This window comes from Gryllotalpicola koreensis (assembly GCF_039538185.1).
GTDB lineage: Bacteria > Actinomycetota > Actinomycetes > Actinomycetales > Microbacteriaceae > Gryllotalpicola > Gryllotalpicola koreensis.
On sequence record NZ_BAABBW010000007.1, the window covers coordinates 93280 to 118228 of the forward strand.

Sequence of the window (24949 nt, forward strand, 5' to 3'; positions counted from 1 at the left end):
GAGCTCGGCACCGACTTCCGCGACCCGGTCGCGGGGCCGGCCCTTTCCTTCCTGCCGGTCGTCGGCATCCTCGTGCTGTCCTTCGACGGGCGCGAATGGGCGCCGCTCATCGCGAAGTGGCCGGTCGCGGCGCTCGTCGTCGTGCAGTTGCTGCTCACGGCGCGGCTCATCGCGCACTGGCTGACCACCGAGTTCGAGACCCTGCTCGCCGGGGTGCTCGGCATGATGCTGCTGATCCAGCTGATGCTCGTCGGGCACTTCCGCCGCGCGGGCGCGGGCTTCCGGCTGTGGACCTTCACCTTCCCCATCGCCTCCAGCGCGAACTTCGCGCTGCGCTGGTCGGCGGCGGCGGACTGCCCGGGCTGGCATCCGGTCTCCTGGGTCGTGCTCGCGCTCGCCAGCGCCGCGTTCCTCGCGATCGTCGCCGTGACAGCCACGCAGTGGACCCGGCGGCTGCGCGGCGCGCGCTGGAACGATAGAGCGGAAGAAGAGGGAGGAGATACGGATGCCCCTGCGGTCCGACTGGTCGGCTGAGCCGTGCCCCATCGCCCGCGGCATCGCTATGAGGTGACGGATGCCGGCCGCGAAGCGCTGCCTGTGCTGCATTCTTTCGCCGCCTGGGCGCGGAAGCACACGCCGACGACGCCGGGCACCGACCTCGAGGTGTACTGCCGCGGCTGCGGCGCCGTCGTGACCGGCGTCGAGCTGCGGATCGTGCGGCAGGCCGGTGGACACCGCGAACACCCGCTGGGTGCGCAACGGGAAGTGGGCAGGGCGCTCCTTCGAGCTGGGTGTCGGTAGCTGAGGAAGCAAAGGATCAATATGCCGCGGAGCGACGTCTGCGCCCGGCACGCGCCGCAAACTCGTCCAGCGCAGCGATCACCTCGTCGTTGACCCAGATTCGATTGCGGCGCTTCGAGTTCGCGGCGCGCAGCACGCCCCGCTCAGCGAGGGCCTCAAGCGCATTTCCCGCCGCCGGCTGGCTGACGCCGAGCTTCTCCGTCACGACACGCGTGTGGAGAACGGGGAACTCGATGGAGAGTGCGGCGACGCGACGTGCGCTCGCATCCGCGCGCAGTCCAGACATCCTCGTCGCCCACTCCTCTTGCATGCGTGCGATATCGCTGGCCAGAGTGCAGGCGTTGCTCACTCCGCTCAGCGCGGCCTCCGCGAACACGGTGATGATCGGCGCGACGTTTCCGGCACGGTAGTCATTGAGGGCATCGAAGTAGCCGTCGATGTCGGTGAGGAGACCGCTGCTCACCGGGATCGTCATGTTCTTCAAGAGGCCACCGTTGCGCAGCATTGCCTGAACCAACGCTCGACCCGTGCGGCCGTTGCCGTCGGGGAAGGGATGGATGGTCTCGAACTGCGCGTGCGCGATCGCGGCCTGAACAAGCACTGGCAGGTCGGTTCTGTGCGCGAACTCGACCAGGTCGTCCATCGCCGCAGGCACTCTCTCGTGGTGCGGCGGCACGAACTTCGCGTCCTGCGGGAGGCTACCGCCGATCCACACCTGCTCGGTGCGGTACCGGCCGACGTACTCGGGGTGGGAGTCCTCGAGCAGCTGGCGCTGCATCTCGATGATGGTGTCGTTGCTGATGTCGTTTGCGAGGGCGATGGCGGCCTCCATGGCGCGAACGTTGCGCACGATCAGGGCAGCGTTGCCTTCTCGCCGCTCGTCGATCTCCGCTTCGGCAATGGCGCGCGCGCTGGAGGTCAGGTTCTCGATCTGAGAGCTCGACGCCGACTCGCTGCGCAGAAGAACGGCGGCGAATGGCGCCGGAAACAAGGCGAACTCGGCGTCGAAGCGCGCGATCGCCTGAGAGGCGTCGTCCGCGACGGCGACGACCTCGGATTTCAGGTCGAAGTCCAGGGTCGAGATCGGGGCAGGAATGGCCGCGAGATACGGCTGTCTCCGCAGCACTGACTTGCGACGACTGGACATCTCGGTCCCATCGGCGTCCGGCAGGCGCCGGTCCTCGAAGGCGAGCATCGTCCCCCGCGAGTCACTGCCTCCTGTGGGCGCAGTCATCATGCAAGCCTTTCCTAGGCCTCTCCGTTACTTAACGATATGCGTCATCCTTAAGTAATCAGCACTCATCGCAAACCTAGTTGGATTTTGCGACGCCGACTTGCCCCATCAACCGAGACGGCTGACCGAGCCTCCGTCGGTCACTGCCTCGGGCAACAAAGAAGAAGGCCCCGTGAGGGGCCTTCTTCCCGATGTTTTCATGGACTGTAGCTGAGGCGGGACTCGAACCCGCGACCTCACGATTATGAGTCGTGCGCTCTCACCAACTGAGCTACTCAGCCAAGAGAAGAACAGAGCCCCGAGTCAGGATTGAACTGACGACCCCTTCCTTACCATGGAAGTGCTCTACCACTGAGCTATCGGGGCGTTCGCCGCTGTGCCCCTGAGAGACATGCTGGCAACCTGCACGAGCATATCAGAGCGACCCTGCGCGCTTGAAATCGCGCAGAGCGTTCGAACGGATGCCTTCGCCGGACGCGCGACGCAAGCCCTCGGCATCCGTCGCCCACCCCGATAGCGTGAAACTCATGGCTTCTGAGTGGTGGCGCAGCGCAGTGATCTACCAGGTGTATCCGCGATCTTTCGCGGACTCGAACGGCGATGGGATCGGCGACCTGCCGGGCATCACCAGCCGCCTCGGAGCGATCGCGGATCTCGGCGCCGACGCCATCTGGCTCTCGCCGTTCCAGCCGTCGCCGCAGCACGATGCGGGCTATGACGTGGCCGACTACGTGGGCGTCGACCCCCTGTTCGGAACCCTCGACGACTTCGACGCGCTCATCGCCCGCGCCCGCGAGCTCACCTTGAAGGTCATCATCGACCTCGTCCCCAACCACACCTCGAGCGAGCACGAGTGGTTCCAACAAGCGCTCAAGGCGGCCCCCGGCTCCCCCGAGCGTGACCGCTACCTGTTCCGCGACGGCAAGGGAGAGGGCGGCAACGAGCCGCCGAACAACTGGGAATCCGTCTTCGGCGGCGGCGCCTGGACGCGCGTGACCGAAGCCGACGGCACGCCGGGGCAGTGGTACCTGCACCTCTTCGACGAGAGCCAGCCCGATCTCAACTGGCGCTCGCCCGTGGTGCGGGCGGCGTTCCGCGACATCCTGCGGTTCTGGCTCGACCGCGGGGTCGACGGATTCCGCGTTGACGTCGCCCACGGGCTCATCAAGGCCGACGGGCTGCCCGACTACAACCCGCCCAAGCACCAGGCGTCGATGGGCGGCCACACCGGCGCCGAAGACCTCGAGGACGAGCCGGAGCCCGCGCCCTACTGGGGCCAGGAGGGCGTGCACGAGATCTTCCGCGAATGGCACGAGGTGCTCGCCGAGTACGACGGCGACCGCGCGCTGTGCGGCGAGGCGTGGGTCGAGCCGCTCTCGAAGCTGGCGAAGTGGGTGCGCCCCGACGAGATGCAGCAGACCTTCAATTTCAGCTACCTGCTCACCGAGTGGCAGGCGGAGGCGCAGCGCGAGGTGATCCAGGAATCCCTCGAGGCATTCGCCTCGGTCGGCGCCCCCTCGACCTGGGTGCTCTCGAATCATGACGTGCTGCGGCACGCGACACGGCTCGCCCTCGCGTTCGACAGCGCGCAGGGGTCGGGGATCGGCCCGCGCGACATCCCGAAGCTGCCCGAACGGCACTTCGCCCTGCGGCGCGGTCGCGCTGCGACGGCGCTCATGCTCGCGCTGCCGGGCTCCGCCTACCTCTACCAGGGCGAGGAGCTCGGCCTGCCCGAGGTCGCCGACCTGCCCGACGACGCACGCCAGGATCCCACCTGGTTCCGCACGGGCGGGGAGAAATACGGGCGCGACGGATGCCGCGTGCCGATCCCCTGGGAGGCATCCGCCCCTGCCTACGGGTTCAGCCCGAGTGGCGCCTCGTGGCTGCCGCAGCCGGCGGAATGGGCCGAGCTGGCACGCGACGAGCAGGAATCCGACCCGGGCTCCACGCTCGCGATGTACCGCGAGCTGCTCGCCGTGCGCCGCGAGCACGCGCTCGGCGAGGGCTCCGTCGAGTTCATCGACGGCCTCGGCGAGGACATCGTCGCGCTGCGCAACGGCGACGTCACCGTGATCGCGAACCTCGGCGGCTGGGACCTCTACCTGCCCGACGGCCGGGTCATCGCCGCGAGCGCGCCCGTCGGCCGCAACCTGCCGCCGGACACCACCGTGTGGATGGTCAGCGAGTAAGCCCGCTCAGAGCTCGGCGAGGGGGTACTTCACCCCGTACTCCGCGATCACGCGGCGCACGCCCGACGGCACCTGCAGCCGGCGCGGGCTGAAGGTGTGGATCGGGAAGACCACTCGCGGCGCGATGCGCTCCACCATGGCGTGCAGATCGTCGGCGCTCGCGTGGCCGCCCGAGCCGGCCGAGCGCAGCTCGACGCCGAGCTGCCCGAGCCACGCGGTGAACGGCCGCCACCACGTGTCGAAGTCGCCGAGCGGCTGACCGTTCGAGTGCAGCAGCATGTCGCCCGGAACCAGCGGCAGGTCGAGCAGGCTCGGCAGGTCGTGCGGATCGGGCATGACGACGTAGCGGCCGGGCTCGGCGCGCACGGCGTCGAGCGAGACGGTTGAGAACCGGAATCCGTCGGCCTCGGCGCGCGCGATCGCCTCGAGATGATCGGATGCCTGCGGTCGGCTCGCATCCCATGTGACGACGTCGCCGCAGCCGAGCCGCGCGAACAGCGCGGCGACGCGGCCCGGCCATACCAGCGTGCGCCCGGCCTCGCGAGCGGCCTCGGCGAAGCGCGCCGCGCGCAGGGTGTTCCGCGGGTAGAGCGCAACAAGGACGAGACCGGACGCCTCGTCGAGCGCGGCCCGGAAGCGCTGCGCGGCGTCGGCCTCGGTGACCGGCGCGGGCAGCGGCTCCCACGACAGAGTCGTGCCCTCGGTGATCAGCACGTCGACCCCCGCGACGGCGGCGGCGAAGTCGCGACTCAGCTGCGCCTCGGAGCCGTGGAAGCGCAGGTCACCCGTGAAGGCGATGCGCCCGTCGGGAGTAGTGACGAGGAATCCGCACGCGCCCTGCACGTCGTGGTCGACGGGCAGTGCCTCGACCGTGATGTCGCCGACGGTCACCGGCACGCCGGGCGAGATCACCCGCCACGCGGGCTCGGCACCGAGCACCGGCTCGCCGCTCAGCTGCAGCGCGCGCAGCAGTTCGACGGTCTGCGCCATGGCGTACACGGGCACCGACGGCCGCACAAAGCCAACGAGCCCCATGTGATCGAGGTGGGCGTGGCTGATGAAGAGGGCGTGCAGCCCCGGGGCATCCGTCAGCAACTCCTCAGAGGCCACGTCGGCAGGCAGCCAGCGCGGGTCGTACAGTCCGGGCACCCGCGGCGCCGCGCCGATGCGCAGCAGATCGGCGAGCTCGCGACCGCGGCGCGAGTCGAGACCGACCGGCGCGGCCATCAGGTCCTCGCCGCTCGGGATGTCGAGGCCCATGTCGAGCTGGACCCGGGAATTCCCCTGCGAGATCACGATCTTCGACGAGCCGATGACGCCGAGGCCGCCGAAGAATTCAATGGTCGTCAACGAACAGCTCCCGAAGTCGAATACAGGCCGGTTACGAAGTACTTCTGCAAGAAGAGGAAGAGCACGACGATGGGGATCGTCGTGAAGACGACGGCGGCAGAGAGCGTCGTCCAGTCGGTGCCGTTCACGCCGTAGAAGGCGTTCAGCCCGACCTCGATGGGCCGGATCGAGTCCTTCGTCGTCATGATGTAGGGCCACACGAACGAGTTCCACGCGCCCATGAAGGTGTTGAGCCCCACGAGGATCAGCGACGGCCGGGCGAGCGGCCCGGCGATCTGGAACGCCATGCGCAGCGGCCCGGCCCCGTCGACCTGAGCCGCGTCGAAGATCTCGCTGGGGATCGAGAGGAAGAACTGCCGCAGCAGGAAGATGCCGAAGACGGATGCCCCGAACGGCAGGATCTGGATCCAGTAGGTGTCGAGCAGGTGCAGCCGCGACGCGATGACGTAGTTCGGGATGATGAGCACCGTCTGCGGCACCATCATCACGGCGAGCACGAGCAGGAACAGCGGCGTGCGCCCGAGGAAGCGCATGCGGGCGAAGGCGAACCCGGCGAGCACCGACGTCACGAGCACGAGGGTGACTGTGCACGCGCCGATGAACACCGTGTTGAGGAAGTACCGCACCCACGGCGCCGCCGACCAGGCGCGGGCGTAGTTCGCCCACTGCCAGTCCGGCCACAGCGTCGGCGGGAAGCGGTAGACGTCGCCGCGGCTCGACAGGCTGGTCACCAGCACCCACAGCAGGGGTGCGAGGAACGCCAGCCCGACGATGACCGCGACGACGGCCGCGATCGTGCGGCCCCGCCGGGTTCGCCTTCTTTTCATGAACGGATGCCTGAGCCGGTCCTACTTGTCCGCCGCCATGGCCTTCTCGGCCTTGTCCTGCGCGTCCTTCAGCGCCGCCTCGGGGGTGGCATTGCCGGCGAGCGCCGACTGCAGCGCGGCGCCGAGGTCGCCGAGGCTGTCCTGCACCCAGGCGTAGGGCGGCAGAGCCGAGGAGTTCGCAAGATCCTCGCTGGCGAAGGTGACGTACGGGTTCTTCTGGATGTACGTCTTCATGTCGGCGAGGTCGAGGGTCTTCGGGTTCACGGGGAGGTAGCCGGTCGCCTGCGCCCACTCGCTCTGCGTCTCGGCCTCGGTCAGGAACTGCATGTACTTCCAGGCGGCCGCCTTCTGGGCATCCGTCGCCGAAGAGAACATGGCCACGTTGGTGCCGTTGATCTGGTTGACCCGCTTGCCGTCCTTGCCCGCGGGCACCGGCGCGATGCCCATCTCGAACTTGCCGCCGACCGCCTGCTGGTCGTAGTAGACGCTCGTGGTCGTCGAGATGTCGAAGGCGCCCTTCTCGGCGCCGAGCGCCGTCTCGCCCGGGTAGTTCGTTCCGGTCTGCAGTGCGCCGGCCTTCTTCAGGTCGACGAGGGTCTGCAGCGCGGCGACGGCGTCCTTCGAGTCGAGCTGCGGCGTGCCGTCATCCGCGAAGACGGGGGTGCCGTTGGCCTGCGCCATCAGCTCGAAGACGGTCGTGCCGCCTGCGGGGCCGGACGACGAGCCGGGGTCCATCGGCAGGGCGACGACGCCGTCCTTCGAGACCGCCTTGGCGACCGTGACGAAGTCGTCCCAGGTCTTCGGCACCTCCTGGCCGGCGGCCTTCAGCATCTCGGGGTTGTAGAACACGGCGACGGCGCTCGCGTTGAACGGCCACATGTACAGCTTCTTGTCGATGTAGAGGCTGTTCTTGATACCGGTGTAGAGGCCGTCGGTCGCCGAGGGGTCTGCGGCCGCGTAGTCGGTGAGCGGCTCGATCACATCCGAGCTCGCGTACTCGGCGGCCCACTCGCCGTAGACCTGTGCGATGGTCGGGGCGTTGCCCGCGGTAAGGGCCGCGTCGATCTTGGTCTTGAGCGTGTTGTAGTCGGGCTGCGCCTGCAGCTCGACCGTGATGTTCGGGTTCTTCTTCTCGAACTCGTCGGTGACCTTCGCGAGCTCGGTCTTGAGCGCGCCGGAGGCCATCGCCTCCATGAAGGTGATCGTCACCTTCTTGTTCGGGTCGAGGGTGGGCACGCCCTTCGACGAATCGCCGGAAGAGGAGGTGCTGCCCGAGGAGCAGCCGGTCAGGGCGAGGGCGGCGATCGCCGCGCCCGCGACGACCGCGCTGAGGGTGGAGCGCTTCATGAGTTGGCCTTTCTCAAGGAACGTGTGACAGGTCGGGGATGAGATCGCGATGAGGCGCCGGCGCCGCCCTGCAGCCGGAGTTGCAGGATGCTGAGCGCGGCGGTGACGAGGAAGAGCACGACCGCGAGTGCGGCCGCGTAGCCCGTGTTCGAGAACACGAACGCCTGCTGGTAGAGCTGGAAGCCGAGCGTCGCCGTCGTGTAGCCGGGGCCGCCGCGGGTCAAGACGAAGAACTGGGTGAACGCCTGCAGGCTGCCGACCGATTCGATCAGCAGCACGAGGGTCACAACGGGCCGCAGCTGCGGGAACGTGACGTGCCAGAACTCCTGCCAGGCGTTCGCGCCATCGAGCTTCGCCGCCTCGGCGAGCTCGGTCGAGATGGTGGTCAGCCCGCCGAGGAACACGATGGTCACGAAGCCGAGCTCGTGCCACAGCGAGTAGATGAGGATCGCCGGCATCGCCCAGTTCGAGTCGCCCAGCCAGTCGATGTTCTCGTGGCCGGTCGCGTGCACGACGAGGTTCGCGAGGCCGAACTGCGGGTTGAAGATCCACACCCACACGAGCGACGTGGCGACGATCGGCGTGACGTGCGGCAAGAAGATCATGGTGCGAGCGGATGCCAGGGCGCGCCCGCCGCGCGCGAGAAGCAGCGCCAGCGCGAGCCCGATCGCGGTGCCGCCGATGACCATGCCCGCGACGAAGTAGAACGAGATGCCGAGCGTCGACCAGAAGCTCGGTGTGCCCTGGCCGGTGAACACCGTGCGGTAGTTCTCGAGGCCGATGAACGTCGAGAGCGCCGGGTTGAACTTGTTCCACTTGAACAGCGAGAGCGCGAAGGTGTAGACCGTCGGGCCGATCGAGAACACGAGGAAGATCAGCAGCGCGGGCAGCACGAAGAGATAGGCGATCGGGGAACGCAGCGTTCCCCAGCTCTTTCGCACGGTGGTTCCTCGAGGCTGTGGCGGCGGCGCTCGATGTCGGTTCGGCGCCCCTGGCCCGCGGCCAAGATTAGACCGTACCGTGCGGCGCGTTACGGGCGTAAGACCTGCCCGTGACTCAGAGGTGAACTCTGCGAAGGTCGGGCTACGGCTGGCCGGCGTGCGCCGTGAGCCAGGCGATCGGGTCGACGGGCTTCCCGTCGAGGTGCAGCTCGAAGTGGAGGTGCGCGCCCGTCGAGATCCCGGAGACGCCGACGTTGCCGACGATGTCGCCGAGCTTCACCTTCTGCCCCTTGGCCACCTTGATCGAGCCCGGCGCCATCTCGCAGTACCAGCTCTCGACCTCATGGCCGTCGATCATGCCGTGGTCGACGATGACGTGCACGCCGAGCCCGTCGTGAACGTTCGTGACGACCTTCGTGACGGTGCCCGCCCCGATGATCTGGATGGGCGTGCCGTTGCCCGGGTCGAAGTCGACGCCCTGGTGGAAGGTCGACGCCCCTTCCATCGGAGCCACGCGCGGCCCGTAGCCGTAGGAGATCGGCGAGGCGAACGGGAACGGCCAGGCCAGTTGCCCGTCGCCGGGAGCCACGACCGCACCCACCGTGGACAGCTCGGCCGAATACGCGTCCCGGGATGCCTGGGGGCCGCTCGCCGCGAGCGACGCCTTCCACGCCTGAACCTTGCCCGCGCTCTGCGCGCCGGTGGCAGTCGCCGCCGCGGCGGTCGCGCTCTGGCCGAGCGCCAGCATCGGCACGATGCTCGTGATCGCGAGGCCGATGGCGAAGACGAACGCGGCGGCGGTGAGCGGCCACCGCGACCTGCGCTTCGCGCCCGTGACCGGCGTCGCCGGAGCCGGCCTCACCGCGCTGACCGGAGCAGGCGGAGGAGCGGATGCCGGAAGCGGCGCGGCCACCTGCAGCCAGCTCTGCTGCGCCCCGCGCTGCGGCACGGTCTCGTGCCCGCGAGCACTCCGTCGCCGCCCGCGAGCGCGCTCGAGCTCGCGCAGAGCACGCCGCGTCTGCGGCTGGGAGGCGGTTTCTGGCACGGGGGTGACTACTTCTTGACGCAGGGGTTCGGGCAGGCATCCGATCGCCGGGACGATCAAAAACCGATTTCGTTACCCTACCGTGATGATCCTGGGAGGACGCAACCCCCGGCTGGGGGACGCCTCAGAACGCCGCGCCGAACTCGTCGAGCAGCGGCTCGAGCTGGGCGAACAACCCCGGCTCGGCGGCGAGGGTGAACAGCGCGCCCGCGGGTGCGCCACCAAGCCCGGCCACTCTGGCTCCCGCCTCCGCGGCGATCAGCGCGCCGGCCGCGTGATCCCACGGGTTCAGGCCGCGCTCGTAATACGCGTCGACGCGACCTGACGCGACGGCGCACAGGTCGAGCGCCGCCGAGCCGATGCGGCGGATGTCGCGGATCAGCGGGATGAGACGGACGAGAGCGGATGCCTGACGCTCGCGCCGCTCGGCCGTGTAGCTGAACCCGGTGGCGACCAGCGCGCGTGCCAGCTCTTTGCCGGGCGCCACCCGCAGGCGGCGGTCGCCGAGGAAGGCTCCCCCGCCGCGCGTCGCCGTGTAGACCTCGCCGAGCACGGGGTTGACGACCACCCCGGCGAGCGCCGTCCATTCCGCCGGGTCGTCGCCGCCCTCGACGGCCGCGATGGACACCGCATAGTCGGGGATGCCGTAGAGGTAGTTGACCGTGCCGTCGATCGGATCGACGACCCAGGTGACCCCGGTCGTGGAGGCGTCGCCCGTTCCGGACTCCTCCCCCAGGAATCCGTCGCCGGGCCGTGCGTCCGCGAGCAGCGAGCGGATCAGCTCCTCCGACTCGCGGTCGGCCTCGGTGACCACGTCGACCGGCGACGACTTGAGCGCCGCGACCGAGACGCCCGCCGAGCGCTTGGTGCGCACCAGCTCGGCGGCGGCGACAGCCGTGGAGCGGGCGATCTCGAGCAGCTCGTCATTCGCGTTCGGCACGGTTCGAGCCTATGGCCGATAGCGGGCGGCAGATAGCCGCCTCACGCGCTCCGGCCGCGCAGCAGTCGCCGCGCGGTGAGCGCGCCCGCGCCCAGGAGCAGCAGGACGGCTGCGGCCAGCGCCCACGGAAGAGCATCGGTTCCCGTGGCGGCGAGGTCTGCCGAGACGGCCGCTGCAGCCGCGGCGGCGGTGACCGTCAGCGGGGTCGAGGCGAGCACCGTGTCGGGGTCGGAGGCGGCGGCGACGGTGATGGTGTGCGCGCCTGCCGGGGTGCTCGCCGGGATGGTTCCGGTGATGGCAAGCGTGCCGTCGGCACCCGCGACCGCACGGGAGAGGAGGACCGGGGTCGAGTGCAGCACCGTGAGGTAGCTCGCGCCCGGCACGAGCCCACTCGCCGTGATGGTGATCGTGCCGCCTGCCGTGACCGTGGACGCGCTGATGCTCAGGGTCACCGTGCCGTCGCCCGAACCGCCCGAGTCACCCGAGCCGCCCGAACCGCCCGGCGGCGTGGTGCCCGCCTCGACCGTGAGGGTGCCCGCCCACAGGGAGTAGCCGAAGCGGTTGCCGTCGTCGGTCCAGAGCACCTGGCGCTGGCCGTTCACCGCCGTGGAGGCCGGCGCCACCGCGAAGCCCTCGAGGTTGTAGTTCGGGAGATTCGCGGGGCGCGCGTAGGTGTGCTGGACCTCGAAGTGGCCGCCGCTGCCGATGCCGAGGAACGCGGTCGCGTTGCCGCAGGTGTTGTCGCAGTGCGCCCAGATCCCGCCGAGGTCCGCGTCGAACGAGTCGTCCATGACGCCCACGAGTCCGCTGTCGATGTCGGCGACGCGCGTGTATGTGTGGTCGGTGTTCAGCACGTAGGCGCGCAGGTGGCCGGTCTTCTCGACGGCGCCGAAGAACAGGCCGTCGACGGCCTTCTTCGGGTAGTCCGCCGGGTTGTACAGCGCTCCGGCGTCGGTGCGGAAGCCGTGGGTCGTGAGGTAGCTGTCCGGAACGAAGGCGACGCCCTCGAATCCCAGGTTGGCGTCGGCGGCATCCGTCGGCGCGTAGCCGAGGTCATCGGTCAGCACCCACTGGTCGGTCGCCGAGATCGTCGTCGCCGACGTCGTCGGGTCGAAGCGCAGGATCGAGTCCAGCGGCACGTTCGAGGCGTCGTTGTCGCGCTCGGTGGTGATGTAGAGCGCCCCGTCGGGCCCGACCGTGAGCCCCTCGGAGTCGGGGGCGCCGCCGCCGTTCGGGAAGCGGATGTCCTTGCCGTTCGCCCAGCCGTTCGCGGTGTCCTTCACCCACGTGCCGTTCTCGTTCAGCAGCCGCCACACGTGGCTCTTGTTCTTGACCGCGTAGAGCACGTCGGGATTCTTCGGGTCGAACGCGAGACCGCTCAGATCCTGACCCGACTCGCTGGTCACCCAGGAGCACTGGGCGTCGATCGTCACGGGGGTCGCGCTGCCAGGCCAGGTCGCGGCGTCAGCCGGGACGGTTCCGGGCGCGTCGCCGGAGTCCTCGGTCTGGCACGGAGCCTCTGGGGCGGAGCCGCTGGTCAGCGGCGGCACACCCGTCGCGCATGCTGCGTCGTTGGAGGCGCCGAAGCTCGCCTCGGCCACCTCGAGGAACGTCGCCGCGCCGTCGCCACAGCGGGCCAGCGCCTTGTAGGCGTGGTCGCTGTTCACGGTCTCGTCCACACCGGCCTGGCCGGCGGTCCAGCTCACCTGGTCGACCAGCGTGCCGTCCGGAGTGTAGATCTTGACGGCGTCGCCGCCGCTGGACAGCCCCTTGGTCGAGCCGAACACGCCGAAGCCGCCGGCCGGGATGGTCGTCGACAGCACCCCGTTCACGTACAGGCCGCCCGAGAAGTCGGCTGCTGCGGAGGCGCCGCCGCTGTCGACCTGCTTCCAGCCGGCCACGCTCACCGCGTGCGTTCCCTTGTTGTAGAGCTCGATGCCGTCGGAGAGGGTGGGCAGCGGGGCGAAGCCGATGCCGTCGTTGTCCGAGGTCACCTCGTTGATGACGATGTCGGCCCAGTTCGGGTCGGTCGGAGGCGTGCCGCCGCCACCGGTGGGCGCGGTGTGAACGAAGGCGGCGTCATGGATGCCGAAGCTCGATGCCCCCGGCGAGCCGACCGAGCCTGTGGCGCTGGTCCAGCTCTGCTGCGCATCGCCGGCCGTCGAGAAGGTCCACCCGGCGGTGTCGGACTTCGCCCCCACGTGTGCCGCGTCGACCCACGCCGACTGTCCCTTGCCGCCGGACAGGAAGCCGGAGGCGTACGACACCGAGTCTGTCGTGTTGCCGGCGGCATCGAAAAGGTACATGGTCTTGGGACCCTTGTTGAGGGTCGTGTCGCCGTCGTTCACGATCTTCACGGCATCCGTCAGTCCCCAATCCGAGCGGAACTCGGCGGCGGTGACGTCGGTGATGATCGCGGACTCGCCCGGCGCGAGCATGCCCACACCATCCAGCGACACCGGGCCGGGCGCCGTTGCGGCCGTGCCGTAGGACCAACCGGTCAGATCCACCGGGGTGCGTCCGATGTCGGTGACCTCGACGTACTCGCCGTCGCCGCTCGTGGTCGAGCCGCTGATGCGGCCGCCATAGGCGAACTCGGTGATCGCGACGCTCGGGGCCGCCTGCGCCTGCGCGGCGAGCGACGAGACGCCGGGCGAGCCGATCGAGCCCGTGACGCTGGCCCAGCTGCCCTGCTGATCGCCGGCCCGGGAGATCGTCCACCCGGTCGTGTCGGACTTCGCGCCGACGTGCGCGGCGTCCACCCAGGCCGAGACGCCCTTGCCCGAGAGGAAGCCGGAGGCGTACGACACCGAGTCGGCCAACGCGCCGCTCGGGTCGAAGAGATGCATGGTCTTGGGGCCCTTGTTGAGGGTCGTGTCGCCGTCGTTCACGACCGGCACGGCATCCGTCAGTCCCCAATCCGCGCGGAACTCGGCGGGCGTGACATCCGTGATGATCCCCGACTCGCCTGGGGCGAGAGACCCGAACGCCGACAGCGACACTGCACCGGCCGTCGCCGTCGTCCCGTACGACCAGCCGGACATGTCCACGGCGGTCGACCCCAGGTTCGTGATCTCGACGTACTCGCCGTCACCGCCCGCGCTCGAGGTCGTGATTCCGCCGCCGTAGGCGAACTCGGTGATCTTGACCTCGGGCGCGGGGCTGTCCGCAATGGCGGCGGGAGCGACGGTCAGGCCGGCGGAGGCGAGCGCCAGCACGGAGGCGGCAACGACGAAGGAACGGGCAGCAACACGCACGCACTTCACGATTAAGTCGCCGCTGAAACGGAAAGTGAACAAACGCCCACGCGCAGACGAACTGTCCTGAGTTTTGTTCAGCATGGCCCGCAGTCGGGGGGCGGCCCTCGGGTTTCCTTAACACGGGATTCATAGGCGAGGGCAACGTCACTGCCAGTCACGCGCACCAACGTAGATCGTGATGTCGGTGTGCGTGACCGACCCCGCTCCTTAGAGGGTGGGCCTCCATAGCGGGCGGGCCCGGTGAGATGTGCGACTCACTCGGGCCCGCCGTTCTTTGCTCCTGGCGCCTTTTCGCGACACATCCTCGCGTGCCGCTGGCGCGCGGGACGACGGAACCCCTAATCTGGCGCGGAACACCCGCTTCATCGGGGGAAAAGTATGGAGGTTCTCGATGACTGACGTCCCACCGCCGCCACCGCCCGCACCGCCGACCCCGCCCGTGCCGCCGCCACCGCCGGGATACGGCGGATCGGGCTATGCGACCGCGGGCGAGCCGCCGATCGATCAGCCCTACTACGGGGCACCGCTGTCTGCCGCCGTCCGCCGATTCTTCACGAAGTACGTCGTGTTCTCGGGACGCGCGAGTCGCGCCGAGTTCTGGTGGTGGGCGCTGATCTCCTGGCTGATCAACGTCGTGCTCGGGTTCTTCCAGAACCACCACAACGCCGACGGCAGCCTCACGGGGCTCTCGATCACCTTCTCGACGATCTCCGGCCTCTGGGGTCTCGCGATCCTGATCCCCTGGCTGGCGCTCTGGTTCCGTCGTCTGCACGACGCGAACCACAGCGGCTGGAACCTGTTCTGGTGGTTCTTGCCGATCATCGGCTGGATCATCCTGCTGGTCTTCGTGATCCAGGGCCCGAAGCCCGAGGGCGCGCGCTTCGATCGATGATCTGAGTCACATGTGCCGGTCACCCGAGCCCGGGTGGCCGGCACATTCAGTTCTCAGGGCAGGTTCTCGCAGGCGATCTTGTCGCCATCGCTGTCGAGGTGTGCCACGTCGCCGTAGTAGGGGTAATAGGTGTTGAACCACGCCTGAGCCGCAGCGTGCGTGGCGAAATCAGAGCAGTTCTTCGAATCGCCAGGGTTCGCCGGCTTGCTGGGAGTCGGTTTGCTCGGAGCGGGGGCCGGCTTCGGCGCGAGAGCACTGCACTTCGTTCCTGCAGCCACCGCCGATGACAGCGCACTGGTGCCGCCGAGGATCAGGCGCTCGACAACACCCTTCGTGGACATGTCGCTCGCGATCGCGTCGGGCACGCAACCCGGCTGGATCACGAACAGAGGTGCGTCATAGCGCCCGGCGACCGCGGCGCCGGCGAGGGCATCGGGGAACACGACACCGCTCGCGAGATAGGCCTGTTGCGCCTTCGGGAAGAAGGCGTCGTTGATCAGCTTCGAGGTCGCGAATCGGTCGGCTCCGCCGTAACGGGTGACGCTGCCAAGCGATCGAAGCCCGGTCTGGATGCCGGCGCTGACGGCGCTGGCTCCGCCGGCGATGACGATCTTGCTCGCCCCCATCGAGCGGATCACCTTGCTCGTCGTCGCGTCGAGGCTGCCCGCGCCGCCATTGACGAGGATCACCGGGGCGCCGACAGCGCCTGCAGCCGCCGACGCCGAGAGCGCATCCGGGAAGTTCAGCCCACTCGCCACGAAGACGGTGCCTGCTGAAGGGAACGCCGTGGATGCGATCGCCCGCGAGGTCGCGAAGCGATCACCGCCCGAATAGCGGACCACGGTCGGCGCATACGCTGCCAGCGACTTCTGCACAGACTGCGAGACCGACGCAGTCCCCCCGACGACGACGATCGACGCAGGCTTCAGCCGCTTGAGCTCCGCCGCCACATCAGACCGCAGTGACCCGGGCGCCGTCAGCAGCAGCGGGCCGCCGGCCGTGGCCGCAGCGGACGCGGCGGACAAGGCATCCGGATAATTCAAGCCGTCGGCCACGTATGCCACCGACACACCGGGCGAGAAGGACGCCTTCGAGATCGCGACTGCGGTTGCGAACCGGTCAGAGCCGGAGATCCGCTTGGTGCCGGGTGTGACGGCGACACCCGCCTCGACGGACGTGCCCGCTTTGGCCGGCAGCGCCAGCGTCTGTGCGCCACAGCCGTTCTGGGCCAGCTGCGTTGCGATCGCGGCTTTCTCGGCGGCATCGACCGTCAGATTCCACTTGTACTTGACCAGCACCCAGTCCTGGTCGTACTGGCAGGCCGCCGCAGCCGCGGGCGGCATCCAGGCCGATGGATCGCGGTCGCCCTTGGATTCGTTCACGCTCGACGTCACCGCTTGCAGCGAATACCCGGTCGAGATGTCGTTGGCGTAGTTCTCGCGCTGCTGCGCCGTCCACGCCCACGCGCCGGATGACCAGGCCTCCCCGAGGGGTACCAGATGATCGATCTGGAGATCGGATGCCAGCGACCAGCTCGCACCGTCGTACCACGACGTCCACTGGCCAGTCGCGAGGGTGCAGCCGGTCGATGTCGTCATGATCACGGGAACGGACGATTGTGCCTTGAGCACGTCTGCGCGCGTGTTGCAGCCATCTCCGAGCGGGTCGGACCACGTGTAGAAGTCCGCATCTCGGCTGTAGCTCGACGCGTGCGACGGCTGAGCCACGGTCAACGAGTTCAGCAGCTCCGTCGCCGTCGCGTTCGAGGCTGCCGACGCAGGTGCAGCGGTGCCGATAACCACAGCGGTCGCCGCAAAGAGAACGACCGGGATCAGGAGGGCGCGCTTCATGAAAGCTCCATTGCAGGGTGCAAGTTGAGACAGGCTCAACGGTATTGAGCAGCGCCCAGAGGAACTCCTCCCAGTTAGGGGGCCTCCCACGCCGACGCCGGAGCCGCCCGGGCGATGAGAACCTCAAGCGTGGAAAATCCCGGCAGGAAATGCATCCTGACCGGGATTTTCTCTGTGATTCGGAAAGTGGCGAGTGAGGGATTCGAACCCCCGAAGGCTAAGCCGGCTGATTTACAGTCAGATCCCTTTGGCCGCTTGGGTAACTCGCCGTTGACGCTTCCGACCGCGTGTATTCACCCGATCGAAGGCGCCTGCCAATGTTACCCGGGCGTTGCCGATCCCACGAAATCCGGTGCTCAGTGCACGTCGAACCTCGCACCCTCGAGCTTCGGCGTCAGGCATCCGATCACGATCAGCCACACCGTGCCGGCGTACGGGAAGAGCGCGAACAGCGCGAAGGGGCCGGCGAGGTTCGCGTCGTGCAGCCGCCGCCACAGGATCGCGTAGGCGGGCACGACGGCGGCGAGGACGAACGCCAGCATGACGAATGATCCCGTGAGCACCAGGGCCTGCGAGCCGTTCTGCGTCGCGATCACGGCGCCCGGCACATAAAGCGCGCCCGTCAGGATCAGAAAGCAGATCGCGTTGCCGAGGAACGCCCACCAGAACTCGCTGCGGCTCGCGCGGCCCGAGAAGGTGGCGTACTTCTGCCAGTAGCGCTTCCACCCCGCGAAGAATCCGATGCCGTAGTAGGGCTGATCGAGCGGCGTCGACGGATCAGACCGCGGCGGCCTGTAGAGCATCGGCGGTGTCGCGGAGTACTGGGGTGGCGGAGGCGGCGGAGGCGGGGTCTGCCCGTGTGGATCGCTCATGCATCCGAGTGAAGCGAACGGTCGGTTCTGGGACAATGGTGCACAGTCCCCATGGTCGGGGCTCGGGCACGTTGAGAAGGAGACCAAGGTGGCAGACAGCAGCTTCGACATCGTGAGCAAGGTCGACAAGATGGAGGCCGACAACGCCGTCAACCAGGCCAAGAAGGAACTCGACCAGCGCTACGACTTCAAGGGCGTCGGCGCCTCGGTCGAGTGGTCGGGCGAGGCCCTGCTGCTCAAGGCGAACTCGGAAGAGCGGGTCAGCGCCGTGCTCGACGTGCTGCAGTCGAAGCTGATCAAGCGCGGCATCTCGTTGAAGTCGCTGGATGCCGGCAAGCCGTTCCCCAGCGGCAAGGAGTTCCGCATCGAGGCGAAGCTCAAGAACGGCATCGAGCAGGACGAGGCGAAGAAGATCTCGAAGATCATCCGCGACGAGGCGCCCAAGTCGATCAAGAGCCAGATCCAGGGCGACGAGCTGCGCGTCTCGTCGAAGAGCCGTGACGACCTGCAGGCGACCATCGCCCTGCTCAAGGGCAAGGACCTCGAGGTCGACCTGCAGTTCGTGAACTTCAGGTAGTCCGATCGTTGAGGAGCGCCGGAGGTGCGTCTCGAAACGATCCCGCGGACTGGTTTCGAGACGCCGCTCCGCGGCTCCTCAACCAGCGGGACTTCAGCTAGCTTTCCCGGCGTGAGACGCGCACCATCTCGTCGCGGTCGACGACCTTGATGCGCGCGCGGCCCTCGGGCTCACCGAGGGCGATCTCGTGCGCGTCGAGCGCGTGCCAGCCGTCGAGGGTGGTGTAGCGGATGCCACGCGACTCGAGCAGCTCGACGATCGACGCCTCAGAAGGCGACTCCGGCGCCCACCAGTTGCCGAGGTCGTTGATGATGTGCTCGACCGTCTCCATGGCATCCGACTTGGTGTGCCCGATCAGACCGACGGGCCCGCGCTTGATCCAGCCGGTCGCGTACACCCCATAGACCTGCTCGTTGTTATCGGGGTTGACGACCTGCCCCTCATGATTCGGAATCACCCCATGCTTCTCATCGAACGGCACGCCCGGCAGCGGCGAGCCGAAGTAGCCGACCGCCCGGTACAGCGCCTGCACCGGCACCTCGCGCAGCTCGCCCGTGCCGACGACCCCGCCCTGACCGTCCGGCCGGGTGCGCTCGTATTTGAGGGCCGACACGCGGCCTGAGGCATCCGTCACCACTTCGACCGGCTTGGCGTAGAAATGCAGATGCAGGCGGCGGCTGGCCTGGCCCGTCTCGCGCTTGCGCCACGACTGCAGCACGCGGTCGATGACCATGATCTGCTTGTTGCCCGCGACGGATGCCTGCGCGTGCTCGTCGTAGTCGAAGTCCTCGTCGGCGAGGATCATGTCGACGTCGCGCAGCTCGCCCAGCTCACGCAGCTCGAGCGGGGTGAACTTGACCGAGGTCGGGCCGCGGCGCCCGAAGACATGGACATCAGTGACCGGGGATGCCTTGAGCCCCTCGTAGACGTTCGCGGGGATCTCGGTCGGCAGCAGGTCGTCCGCGTGCTTCGCGAGCACACGTGCGACATCGAGGGCGACGTTGCCGTTTCCGATGACGGCGACGGATTCCGCGTCGAGCGGCCACTCGCGCGGATAGTCGGGGTGGCCGTCGTACCAGCTGACGAAGTCGGCTGCGCCGTACGACCCCGCGGCGTCGATGCCCGGGATGCGCAGTTCGGCGTCGTGCACGGCACCCGTCGCGAAGATCACCGCGTTGTAGTGCCGCTTGAGGTCGTCGAGCGTGAGGCCCTCTGCGGGGTCCGCGCCGAAGCGCACGTTGCCGAAGATGCGGATGTCGCCGCGGTCGAGCACGTCGCGCAGGGCCGTGATGATGCCCTTGATGCGGGGGTGGTCGGGCGCGACGCCGTAGCGGACCAGCCCGTAGGGGGCCGGCAGGTGGTCGAACAGGTCGATCGACACGTCGAAGCTGCGCTCGGCTTTGAGCAGGATGTCCGCCGCGTAGATGCCGGCGGGGCCGGCACCGACGATGGCGAGGCGCAGCTTGGTCATGGTGGGTACTCCCTCAGTGATTCGGATGGTCAAGACTGTGCCCGCGGCCGACACGTGCGCCCTGGATGCCGGGCGCGGATGTCGGGCGGAGGCACAAACGTTGCGCGCCGCCTCAGCTCGTGCGGTCGACGACCGAGTCGGCGAAGCGCGTGAGCGCCTTCTTCACCGCGCCGTCGGGCAGGGGGGCAAGGGCGGCGACCGCCTGGCGGGCCCACTCGCGGGCGTCCGCCAGGGTCTCGGCGGTGACCTCGTGCGCGCGCAGCCGCTCGATGCCCTCGCTCACGTCGACGTCGTCAGGAGCGCCGAACACGTCGGACTCGAGGTAGGCGAGCAGGGCTGCGGCCGAGGCATCCGTCGCGGCGCTCGCGCGCAGCTTGAGCAGCGGCATCGTGACCACGCCGGCGCGCAGGTCGGTGCCCGCCTGCTTGCCCGTGTCGGCGTCGGCGGCAGAGAGGTCGATGACGTCGTCGACGAGCTGGAAGGCGATGCCGATCTTCTCGCCGAACTCGAGCACGGCGGGCTCGTACTCGGCGGGCGCGCCCGAGAACGCGACGCCGAACTGCGCGGCGGCGGCGATCAGCGAGCCGGTCTTGTCGGCGAGCACCTTGAGGTAGTGCGCCACGGGGTCCTCGCCGGGCTGCGGCCCGACGGTCTCGTGCAGCTGGCCCATGCAGAGGCGCTCGAAGGTGTCGGCCTGCAGGCGGATGGCCCGCTCGCCGAGGTCGGCGATGAGCTGGCTCGCGCGGGCGAACAGGAGGTCGCCGGTGAGCACCGCGACAGCGTTGCCCCAGACGAGCTGGGCGGTCGGAACGCCGCGGCGCAGCGGCGCGTCGTCCATCACGTCGTCGTGGTACAGCGACGCGAGGTGGGTGATCTCGACGACCTGCGCGGCCTTGATGACCTCGTCGTTGGCGCCACCGCCGAGCTCGGCGGCCAGAAGCGTCAGCACCGGGCGCACGCGCTTGCCCCCCGCGTCGAGCAGGTAGGTCGCCGTGACATCGGCGACCTGGTCGGCGAAGCGCATCTCGTTCTTGAGCCCGGCCTCGACGCGCTCGAGGGCGGCGTCGAGCTTCTTGACGAGGGCGCGCTCGGCGGCGGACGCGGTCAGCTTCTCGGTGAGCCCGAACTGGCTCGTGAGGACCGATGAGGTCACTGCTCGGCCACCGGCTTGTAGCCGCGGTGCAACGCGACGATTCCGGCCGTGAGATTGCGGTAGGCGACGTGTTCGTAGCCCGCTTCGCGCAGCCAGCCGGCGAGCGTCGGCTGGCTCGGCCATGCCCGGATCGAGTCCATCAGGTACTCGTAGGCCGGGGCGTTCGACGACGCAAGCCGCGCGACAAGCGGCATGCCCAACCGCAGGTAGCCGTAGTACGCAGCGCGCACGGCCGAAAGCGGCGGGGTGGAGAACTCGCAGATGACGATACGGCCGCCCGGCTTGGTGACGCGGAAGAACTCGGCGAGCGCCTTCTTCGGCTGCACGATATTGCGCAGCCCGAAGGAGATCGTGACGGCGTCGAACTCGTCGTCGCCGAACGGAAGGTCCGTGGCATCTGCCTGCACGAACTCGACGCGCGGATTCGCCGCCTGCCGGGCCTTGCCCACCTCGATCATGCCGGCCGAGAAGTCGGCTGCCACGACGTGGGCCCCGAGCTTTGCGATAGCCGCGGAACTCGTGCCGGTGCCGGCCGCGACGTCGAGCACGAGCTCGCCGGGGCGCGGGTCGATCGCGCGGGTCGTGGCGATGCGCCAGAGGTGGTCGTTGCCGGCCGAGAGGACCGTGTTCATGCGGTCGTAATGCGTCGAGACCTCGTCGAACATGGAGGCGACCTCGGCAGGTCGCTTCGTGAGGTCGGCCTTGTTCACGCCCTCAGCTTATCCGGGCACCCCCAGCGTAAAGTCTGAGTTCGTGACACGAACCGCCGCCCCGGTGCAGGCGCTATCCGTCGAGACCACCCCCGTCGACGACGTGCGCCAGCTCATCCCGTTCCTCGATGCGCGCCACCCCCTGCTGTGGCAGCGGCGCGGGGAGGGTATCGCGGGGCTCGGCGAGGCGGTGCGGCTCGAGTTCACCGGGCCGACCAGGGTGACGGATGCCGCGGACGCGTGGCGCCAGATCACGGCGGCTGCCTCTGTGGTGGACCCGGTGGGGCTGCCCGGTTCGGGGCTCGTCGCGTTCGGAACCTTCGCCTTCGCGGACGAGTCGGAGCAGGCATCCGTTCTCATCGTGCCCTCGGTCGTCGTGGGGCGCAGGGCCGGCGTCTCGTGGGTCACCAGGATTTCAGCGACGACGGATGCCACAGCTACGGCCGCCCCGAAGCCATCCGCCTTCGGCCCCGAGTTCCGGTTGACGATGGCGCCGGGGCAGCTGTCGGCGGCGGGGTACGGCAAGGCCGTGGAATCCGTTGTCTCCCGCATCGCCACTGGTGACGTGCGCAAGGTCGTGCTGTCCCGTGAGCTGCATGCGCACCTGCCTGCGGGCGCCGACGTGCGCCGGGCGCTCGTCGAGCTCGCGCTCGGCTACTCCGACTGCTGGACCTTCGCCGTCGACGGCTTCGTGGGGGCCTCGCCCGAGACACTCGTGCGGGTCACCGGCGGCCGCCTCAGCGCGCAAGTACTCGCCGGAACCGCGGCCCGCGGCGCCGACGCCGCAGCAGACGGGCGCGCGGCGGCAGCCCTGCTGGCGAGCGGCAAGGACCGCGCCGAGCACGCCTTCGCCGTCGACAGCGTGCTCGAGGCGCTGAGCCCCCACACCGTCGCGCTCGAGACCAGCGCGCCGTTCACGCTCAAGCTGCCGAACCTGTGGCACCTCGCGACGGATGTCGCCGGGCCCGTCGCCGACGGCAGCTCGGCGCTCGACCTCGTCGGCGCGCTGCACCCGACGGCTGCGGTTGCGGGCACGCCGCGCGCGGCGGCGCTCGAGGTCATCCGCGAGCTCGAGCCGTTCGACCGCGGGCGCTACGCCGGGCCGGTCGGGTGGATCGGCGCCGACGGCTCCGGCGAGTGGGCGGTCGCGCTGCGCAGCGCGCAGATCGCTCCGTCTGGGGACATCACGGCGTACGCCGGCGGCGGCATCGTCGCCGACAGCGACCCCGTGCTCGAGGTCGCCGAGACCACCATGAAGTTCCGCCCGATCGTCGAGGCGTTCGGCTAAGGCATCCGCTCGCGCCGATCGGGGCTTGACGGCTCGCTCGCTCGGGCCTGCGCTACAGCTACGGATAGGCGCGCCCATCGCAGGTGCGGCGCGGATCCGTAGCTGTGGCGCGACCGTGAGGCGGCTGCCGCTCAGGCGAGCGGGACCTCGATCAGGGTCGGTTCCGGGGTGACCGCCGAGAGCGCCTGGTCGAGCTCTCCGCGGGTCGCGGCACGGCGGTACTGCCAGCCGTATGCCTGCGCGAGTGCTGCCAGGTCGACGTCGCGCGGGGTGAGCTGCACGCGCTCGAAGGCGGCAGGGGCGGCGGATGCCGCGACCTCGAGGCCCTCGAAGATGGTTCCGCCCCGGTCATTGCCGACGATGACCTGCAGCGGGGGCATCCGCTCGCCTGGTGCGCGCAGCAGCGCGCCCGCGTCATGCAGCAGCGTGAGGTCGCCGAGCAGCACGCGCGTGACACCGGCGGGCTTCGAGACACCGCTTCGCGGTTCCTCAGCCGAGCCGGCGGTCGCGGCGAGCGCGACGCCGATGCCGGTCGCGACCGTGCCGTCGATGCCGCCGAGTCCGCGGTTCGCGTAGACCGTGATCTTCTTGCCCGTGACGGCGGTGTCGAGCTCGCGGATCAGCCGCGACGCCCCGAGCACGAGCCGGTCGCGGGGCCAGGTGAAGCGCCAGACCGCGTCGGCCAGCATCCGCCGCGTCACCGGCTCGCGCGTCGCGGCGAGCTCGCCGCGCAGGTACGCGGCACGGGCCGCGTTGTCGCTGATGTCCTCGCTCTCGACGTGCGCCGCGGGCTGCGCGGCCAGGTCGACGATGCGGCGGCTCGTGAACACCCAGCGGCCGGTCCAGTTGCGCGTTTCGGGGTCGTTCGGGTCGACGGATGCCTCGAGCTCGACTGCCTCCACCCGGCGCGCGTCGTGCCCGGGGTCGTAGAAGTCGGGCATCCCGCTGTCGTCGACCACGATCGCCTCGACATCGGGCCGCATCAGCAGCGCAGGGATCTCACGGCTCAGCGTCGGGTGCCCGAAGACGATGGCGCGCTGCACCAGGCCGCCGAAGTCCGCGTCGTTCAGCAGCGCGCGGTACGCGACGACGAGGTTCGGGCCGAAGCGGGCCCCACTCGACGCCTCCGCGAGAAGCGGCCAGCCACCGGCCCGGGCGAGCTCCTCGGCGGCGGGGCCGGCCTTGTCCCCGGCGATGACGACGGTGCGGGGGCCGGGGTCGAGTATCTCTGGCGACAGTTGGCGTGGCTTTGCCGCCGCGATTCCCACGTCGACTGTCGCCGCGCGAATCTGATCGACGAAGCCCGAGAGGTCGGGGACCGGCGCCGAGAGCGGATCGCGCAGCGCGAGGTTCAAGTGCGCCGGGCCGTGCGCGGCCGCCTCCCAGAGCGAGGCGGCGAGCGCCGCGGCATCCGTGCCGCTGTCTGCATCGACGTCCTGCGCGAACTCGACGGCGGCGCCGAACACGCCCGTCTGGGTCGTCGTCTGATTCGAGCGGATGCCGCGCAGCTCGGCCGGGCGGTCGGCGGTCACGACGATCATCGGCACGCGCGCCTCATGCGCCTCCAGCACGGCCGGGTGGAGGTTCGCGACCGCGGTGCCGCTCGTCGTCACCACGACCGCCGGGGCGCCGGACTCGAGGGCGAGCCCCAGCGCGAGGAATCCGCCCGCCCGCTCGTCGATGCGCACGTGCAGCTCTATTGCGCCGATGCGCTCGAGCTCGGCGGCGACCAGGGCGAGCGCCTGCGAGCGCGAGCCGGGCGAGACGACGAGGTGCCGCACGCCCCAGCGCACGAGAGCGGTGAGCAGGTCGATCGAGAAGTCGGTGGCGCGGTTGTCGGTGTGCGGGGTGCCGGCCTCAGCCATTCGGGCCGTCGCCGGGCTTCTTCGGGTGGTCGCCCAGCGTGGAGAGGAACTCGGCGTCGTCGTCGGGGGCGATCATGCGGCCGCCGCGCGGCCCGTCTGCGCGCCCGACCGTCAGCCACAGCACCGCGCCGATGATCGGGAAGATCACGACGACCGCGACCCAGGCGGCCTTCGGCAGGCCGCGCACGCCGAGCCGGTCGGCCAGGCAGACGCTCACGATCGAGTAGACGTAGAACACTGCGGCGAGGAACCCGATGACGAGCCACAGGCGGAACATGTGCTCATGGTAAGCCCGGCTTGCCGAGTGGAACCCCGGTGCTGGGCGTGCACACAGAAC

At 69.3% G+C, this 24949-nt stretch carries 21 protein-coding genes and 3 tRNA genes; 6 read left to right on the top strand and 18 right to left on the bottom strand.

The window, feature by feature from the left end; all coding sequences use genetic code 11:
• Positions 1-72: 72 nt before the first annotated feature.
• Positions 73-534, top strand: coding sequence for a hypothetical protein (locus ABD708_RS18735; protein ID WP_344757343.1), 462 nt, complete (start codon positions 73-75; stop codon positions 532-534).
• Between the two features lie 3 nt (positions 535-537).
• Positions 538-801, top strand: coding sequence for a hypothetical protein (locus ABD708_RS18740; protein WP_344757345.1), 264 nt, complete (start codon positions 538-540; stop codon positions 799-801).
• A gap of 16 nt (positions 802-817) precedes the next feature.
• Here the strand turns inward: ABD708_RS18740 and ABD708_RS18745 are convergent, their stop codons facing one another.
• The 3 genes from ABD708_RS18745 to ABD708_RS18755 form a co-directional block, all read right to left on the bottom strand.
• Complete coding sequence (locus ABD708_RS18745; RefSeq protein WP_344757347.1) at positions 818-2038, bottom strand: Fic family protein; 1221 nt, start codon at positions 2036-2038, stop codon at positions 818-820.
• Positions 2039-2242: 204 nt separating this feature from the next.
• A tRNA-Met gene (locus tag ABD708_RS18750) sits at positions 2243-2316 on the bottom strand.
• A gap of 13 nt (positions 2317-2329) precedes the next feature.
• Positions 2330-2401 (bottom strand) — tRNA-Thr (locus ABD708_RS18755).
• 161 nt (positions 2402-2562) lie between these two features.
• Between ABD708_RS18755 and ABD708_RS18760 the strand changes: the two genes are divergently transcribed.
• On the top strand, positions 2563-4224 hold the full coding sequence (locus ABD708_RS18760; protein WP_344757349.1) for a glycoside hydrolase family 13 protein: 1662 nt from the start codon (positions 2563-2565) through the stop codon (positions 4222-4224).
• Between the two features lie 6 nt (positions 4225-4230).
• On the opposite strand, the gene ABD708_RS18765 is transcribed toward ABD708_RS18760, so the two are convergent.
• The 7 genes from ABD708_RS18765 to ABD708_RS18795 all read right to left on the bottom strand — a co-directional run bounded on the left by ABD708_RS18765 (position 4231) and on the right by ABD708_RS18795 (position 13931).
• The gene (locus tag ABD708_RS18765; protein ID WP_344757350.1) at positions 4231-5574 is read right to left on the bottom strand and encodes an MBL fold metallo-hydrolase; all 1344 of its coding nucleotides are present in this window, start codon (positions 5572-5574) and stop codon (positions 4231-4233) included.
• The gene (locus tag ABD708_RS18770; protein ID WP_344757351.1) at positions 5571-6401 is read right to left on the bottom strand and encodes a carbohydrate ABC transporter permease; all 831 of its coding nucleotides are present in this window, start codon (positions 6399-6401) and stop codon (positions 5571-5573) included. Before ABD708_RS18770 ends, ABD708_RS18765 begins: the two co-directional genes overlap by 4 nt.
• A 21-nt stretch (positions 6402-6422) precedes the next feature.
• Positions 6423-7748, bottom strand: coding sequence for an ABC transporter substrate-binding protein (locus tag ABD708_RS18775; protein ID WP_344757352.1), 1326 nt, complete (start codon positions 7746-7748; stop codon positions 6423-6425).
• Entirely contained in the window at positions 7745-8689 is a 945-nt protein-coding gene (locus tag ABD708_RS18780) for a carbohydrate ABC transporter permease (protein ID WP_344757353.1), read from the bottom strand. Before ABD708_RS18780 ends, ABD708_RS18775 begins: the two co-directional genes overlap by 4 nt.
• Positions 8690-8831: 142 nt before the next feature.
• Positions 8832-9734, bottom strand: coding sequence for a M23 family metallopeptidase (locus ABD708_RS18785; RefSeq protein ID WP_344757354.1), 903 nt, complete (start codon positions 9732-9734; stop codon positions 8832-8834).
• Positions 9735-9858: 124 nt separating this feature from the next.
• The gene (locus tag ABD708_RS18790; protein ID WP_344757355.1) at positions 9859-10674 is read right to left on the bottom strand and encodes an inositol monophosphatase family protein; all 816 of its coding nucleotides are present in this window, start codon (positions 10672-10674) and stop codon (positions 9859-9861) included.
• A gap of 41 nt (positions 10675-10715) precedes the next feature.
• On the bottom strand, positions 10716-13931 hold the full coding sequence (locus ABD708_RS18795) for a lamin tail domain-containing protein (protein WP_344757356.1): 3216 nt from the start codon (positions 13929-13931) through the stop codon (positions 10716-10718).
• A gap of 394 nt (positions 13932-14325) precedes the next feature.
• Between ABD708_RS18795 and ABD708_RS18800 the strand changes: the two genes are divergently transcribed.
• Positions 14326-14826, top strand: a complete 501-nt coding sequence (locus ABD708_RS18800) for a DUF805 domain-containing protein (RefSeq protein ID WP_344757357.1) — start codon at positions 14326-14328, stop codon at positions 14824-14826.
• 53 nt (positions 14827-14879) lie between these two features.
• Here the strand turns inward: ABD708_RS18800 and ABD708_RS18805 are convergent, their stop codons facing one another.
• The 3 genes from ABD708_RS18805 to ABD708_RS18815 form a co-directional block, all read right to left on the bottom strand.
• Complete coding sequence (locus ABD708_RS18805) at positions 14880-16676, bottom strand: cell wall-binding repeat-containing protein (protein ID WP_344757359.1); 1797 nt, start codon at positions 16674-16676, stop codon at positions 14880-14882.
• A gap of 187 nt (positions 16677-16863) precedes the next feature.
• A tRNA-Tyr gene (locus tag ABD708_RS18810) sits at positions 16864-16945 on the bottom strand.
• 87 nt (positions 16946-17032) lie between these two features.
• A complete protein-coding gene (locus ABD708_RS18815) occupies positions 17033-17548 on the bottom strand; it encodes a DUF805 domain-containing protein (RefSeq protein ID WP_344757361.1) in 516 nt (171 codons plus the stop codon).
• Between the two features lie 88 nt (positions 17549-17636).
• Between ABD708_RS18815 and ABD708_RS18820 the strand changes: the two genes are divergently transcribed.
• A complete protein-coding gene (locus tag ABD708_RS18820) occupies positions 17637-18125 on the top strand; it encodes a YajQ family cyclic di-GMP-binding protein (RefSeq protein ID WP_344757363.1) in 489 nt (162 codons plus the stop codon).
• A 97-nt stretch (positions 18126-18222) separates the two neighbouring features.
• Here the strand turns inward: ABD708_RS18820 and ABD708_RS18825 are convergent, their stop codons facing one another.
• From ABD708_RS18825 to ABD708_RS18835, 3 genes are all read right to left on the bottom strand, one after another.
• Positions 18223-19596: an FAD-dependent oxidoreductase gene (locus ABD708_RS18825; protein WP_344757365.1), complete on the bottom strand. Its 1374-nt coding sequence runs from the start codon at positions 19594-19596 to the stop codon at positions 18223-18225.
• 112 nt (positions 19597-19708) lie between these two features.
• Positions 19709-20749: a polyprenyl synthetase family protein gene (locus ABD708_RS18830; RefSeq protein ID WP_344757367.1), complete on the bottom strand. Its 1041-nt coding sequence runs from the start codon at positions 20747-20749 to the stop codon at positions 19709-19711.
• Complete coding sequence (locus ABD708_RS18835; RefSeq protein WP_344757369.1) at positions 20746-21459, bottom strand: class I SAM-dependent methyltransferase; 714 nt, start codon at positions 21457-21459, stop codon at positions 20746-20748. Before ABD708_RS18835 ends, ABD708_RS18830 begins: the two co-directional genes overlap by 4 nt.
• A 43-nt stretch (positions 21460-21502) precedes the next feature.
• Between ABD708_RS18835 and ABD708_RS18840 the strand changes: the two genes are divergently transcribed.
• Positions 21503-22747 carry an isochorismate synthase gene (locus ABD708_RS18840; protein ID WP_344757371.1) on the top strand — a complete coding sequence of 415 codons (1245 nt, stop codon included), beginning with the start codon at positions 21503-21505 and terminating at the stop codon, positions 22745-22747.
• 131 nt (positions 22748-22878) lie between these two features.
• Here ABD708_RS18840 and menD read toward each other — a convergent pair whose 3' ends face one another.
• Positions 22879-24612 (bottom strand): 2-succinyl-5-enolpyruvyl-6-hydroxy-3-cyclohexene-1-carboxylic-acid synthase, encoded by a 1734-nt coding sequence (gene menD, locus ABD708_RS18845; protein ID WP_344757373.1) that lies wholly within the window; start codon positions 24610-24612, stop codon positions 22879-22881.
• Positions 24605-24889, bottom strand: a complete 285-nt coding sequence (locus tag ABD708_RS18850) for a PLD nuclease N-terminal domain-containing protein (protein WP_344757375.1) — start codon at positions 24887-24889, stop codon at positions 24605-24607. Before ABD708_RS18850 ends, menD begins: the two co-directional genes overlap by 8 nt.
• Positions 24890-24949 lie beyond the last annotated feature (60 nt).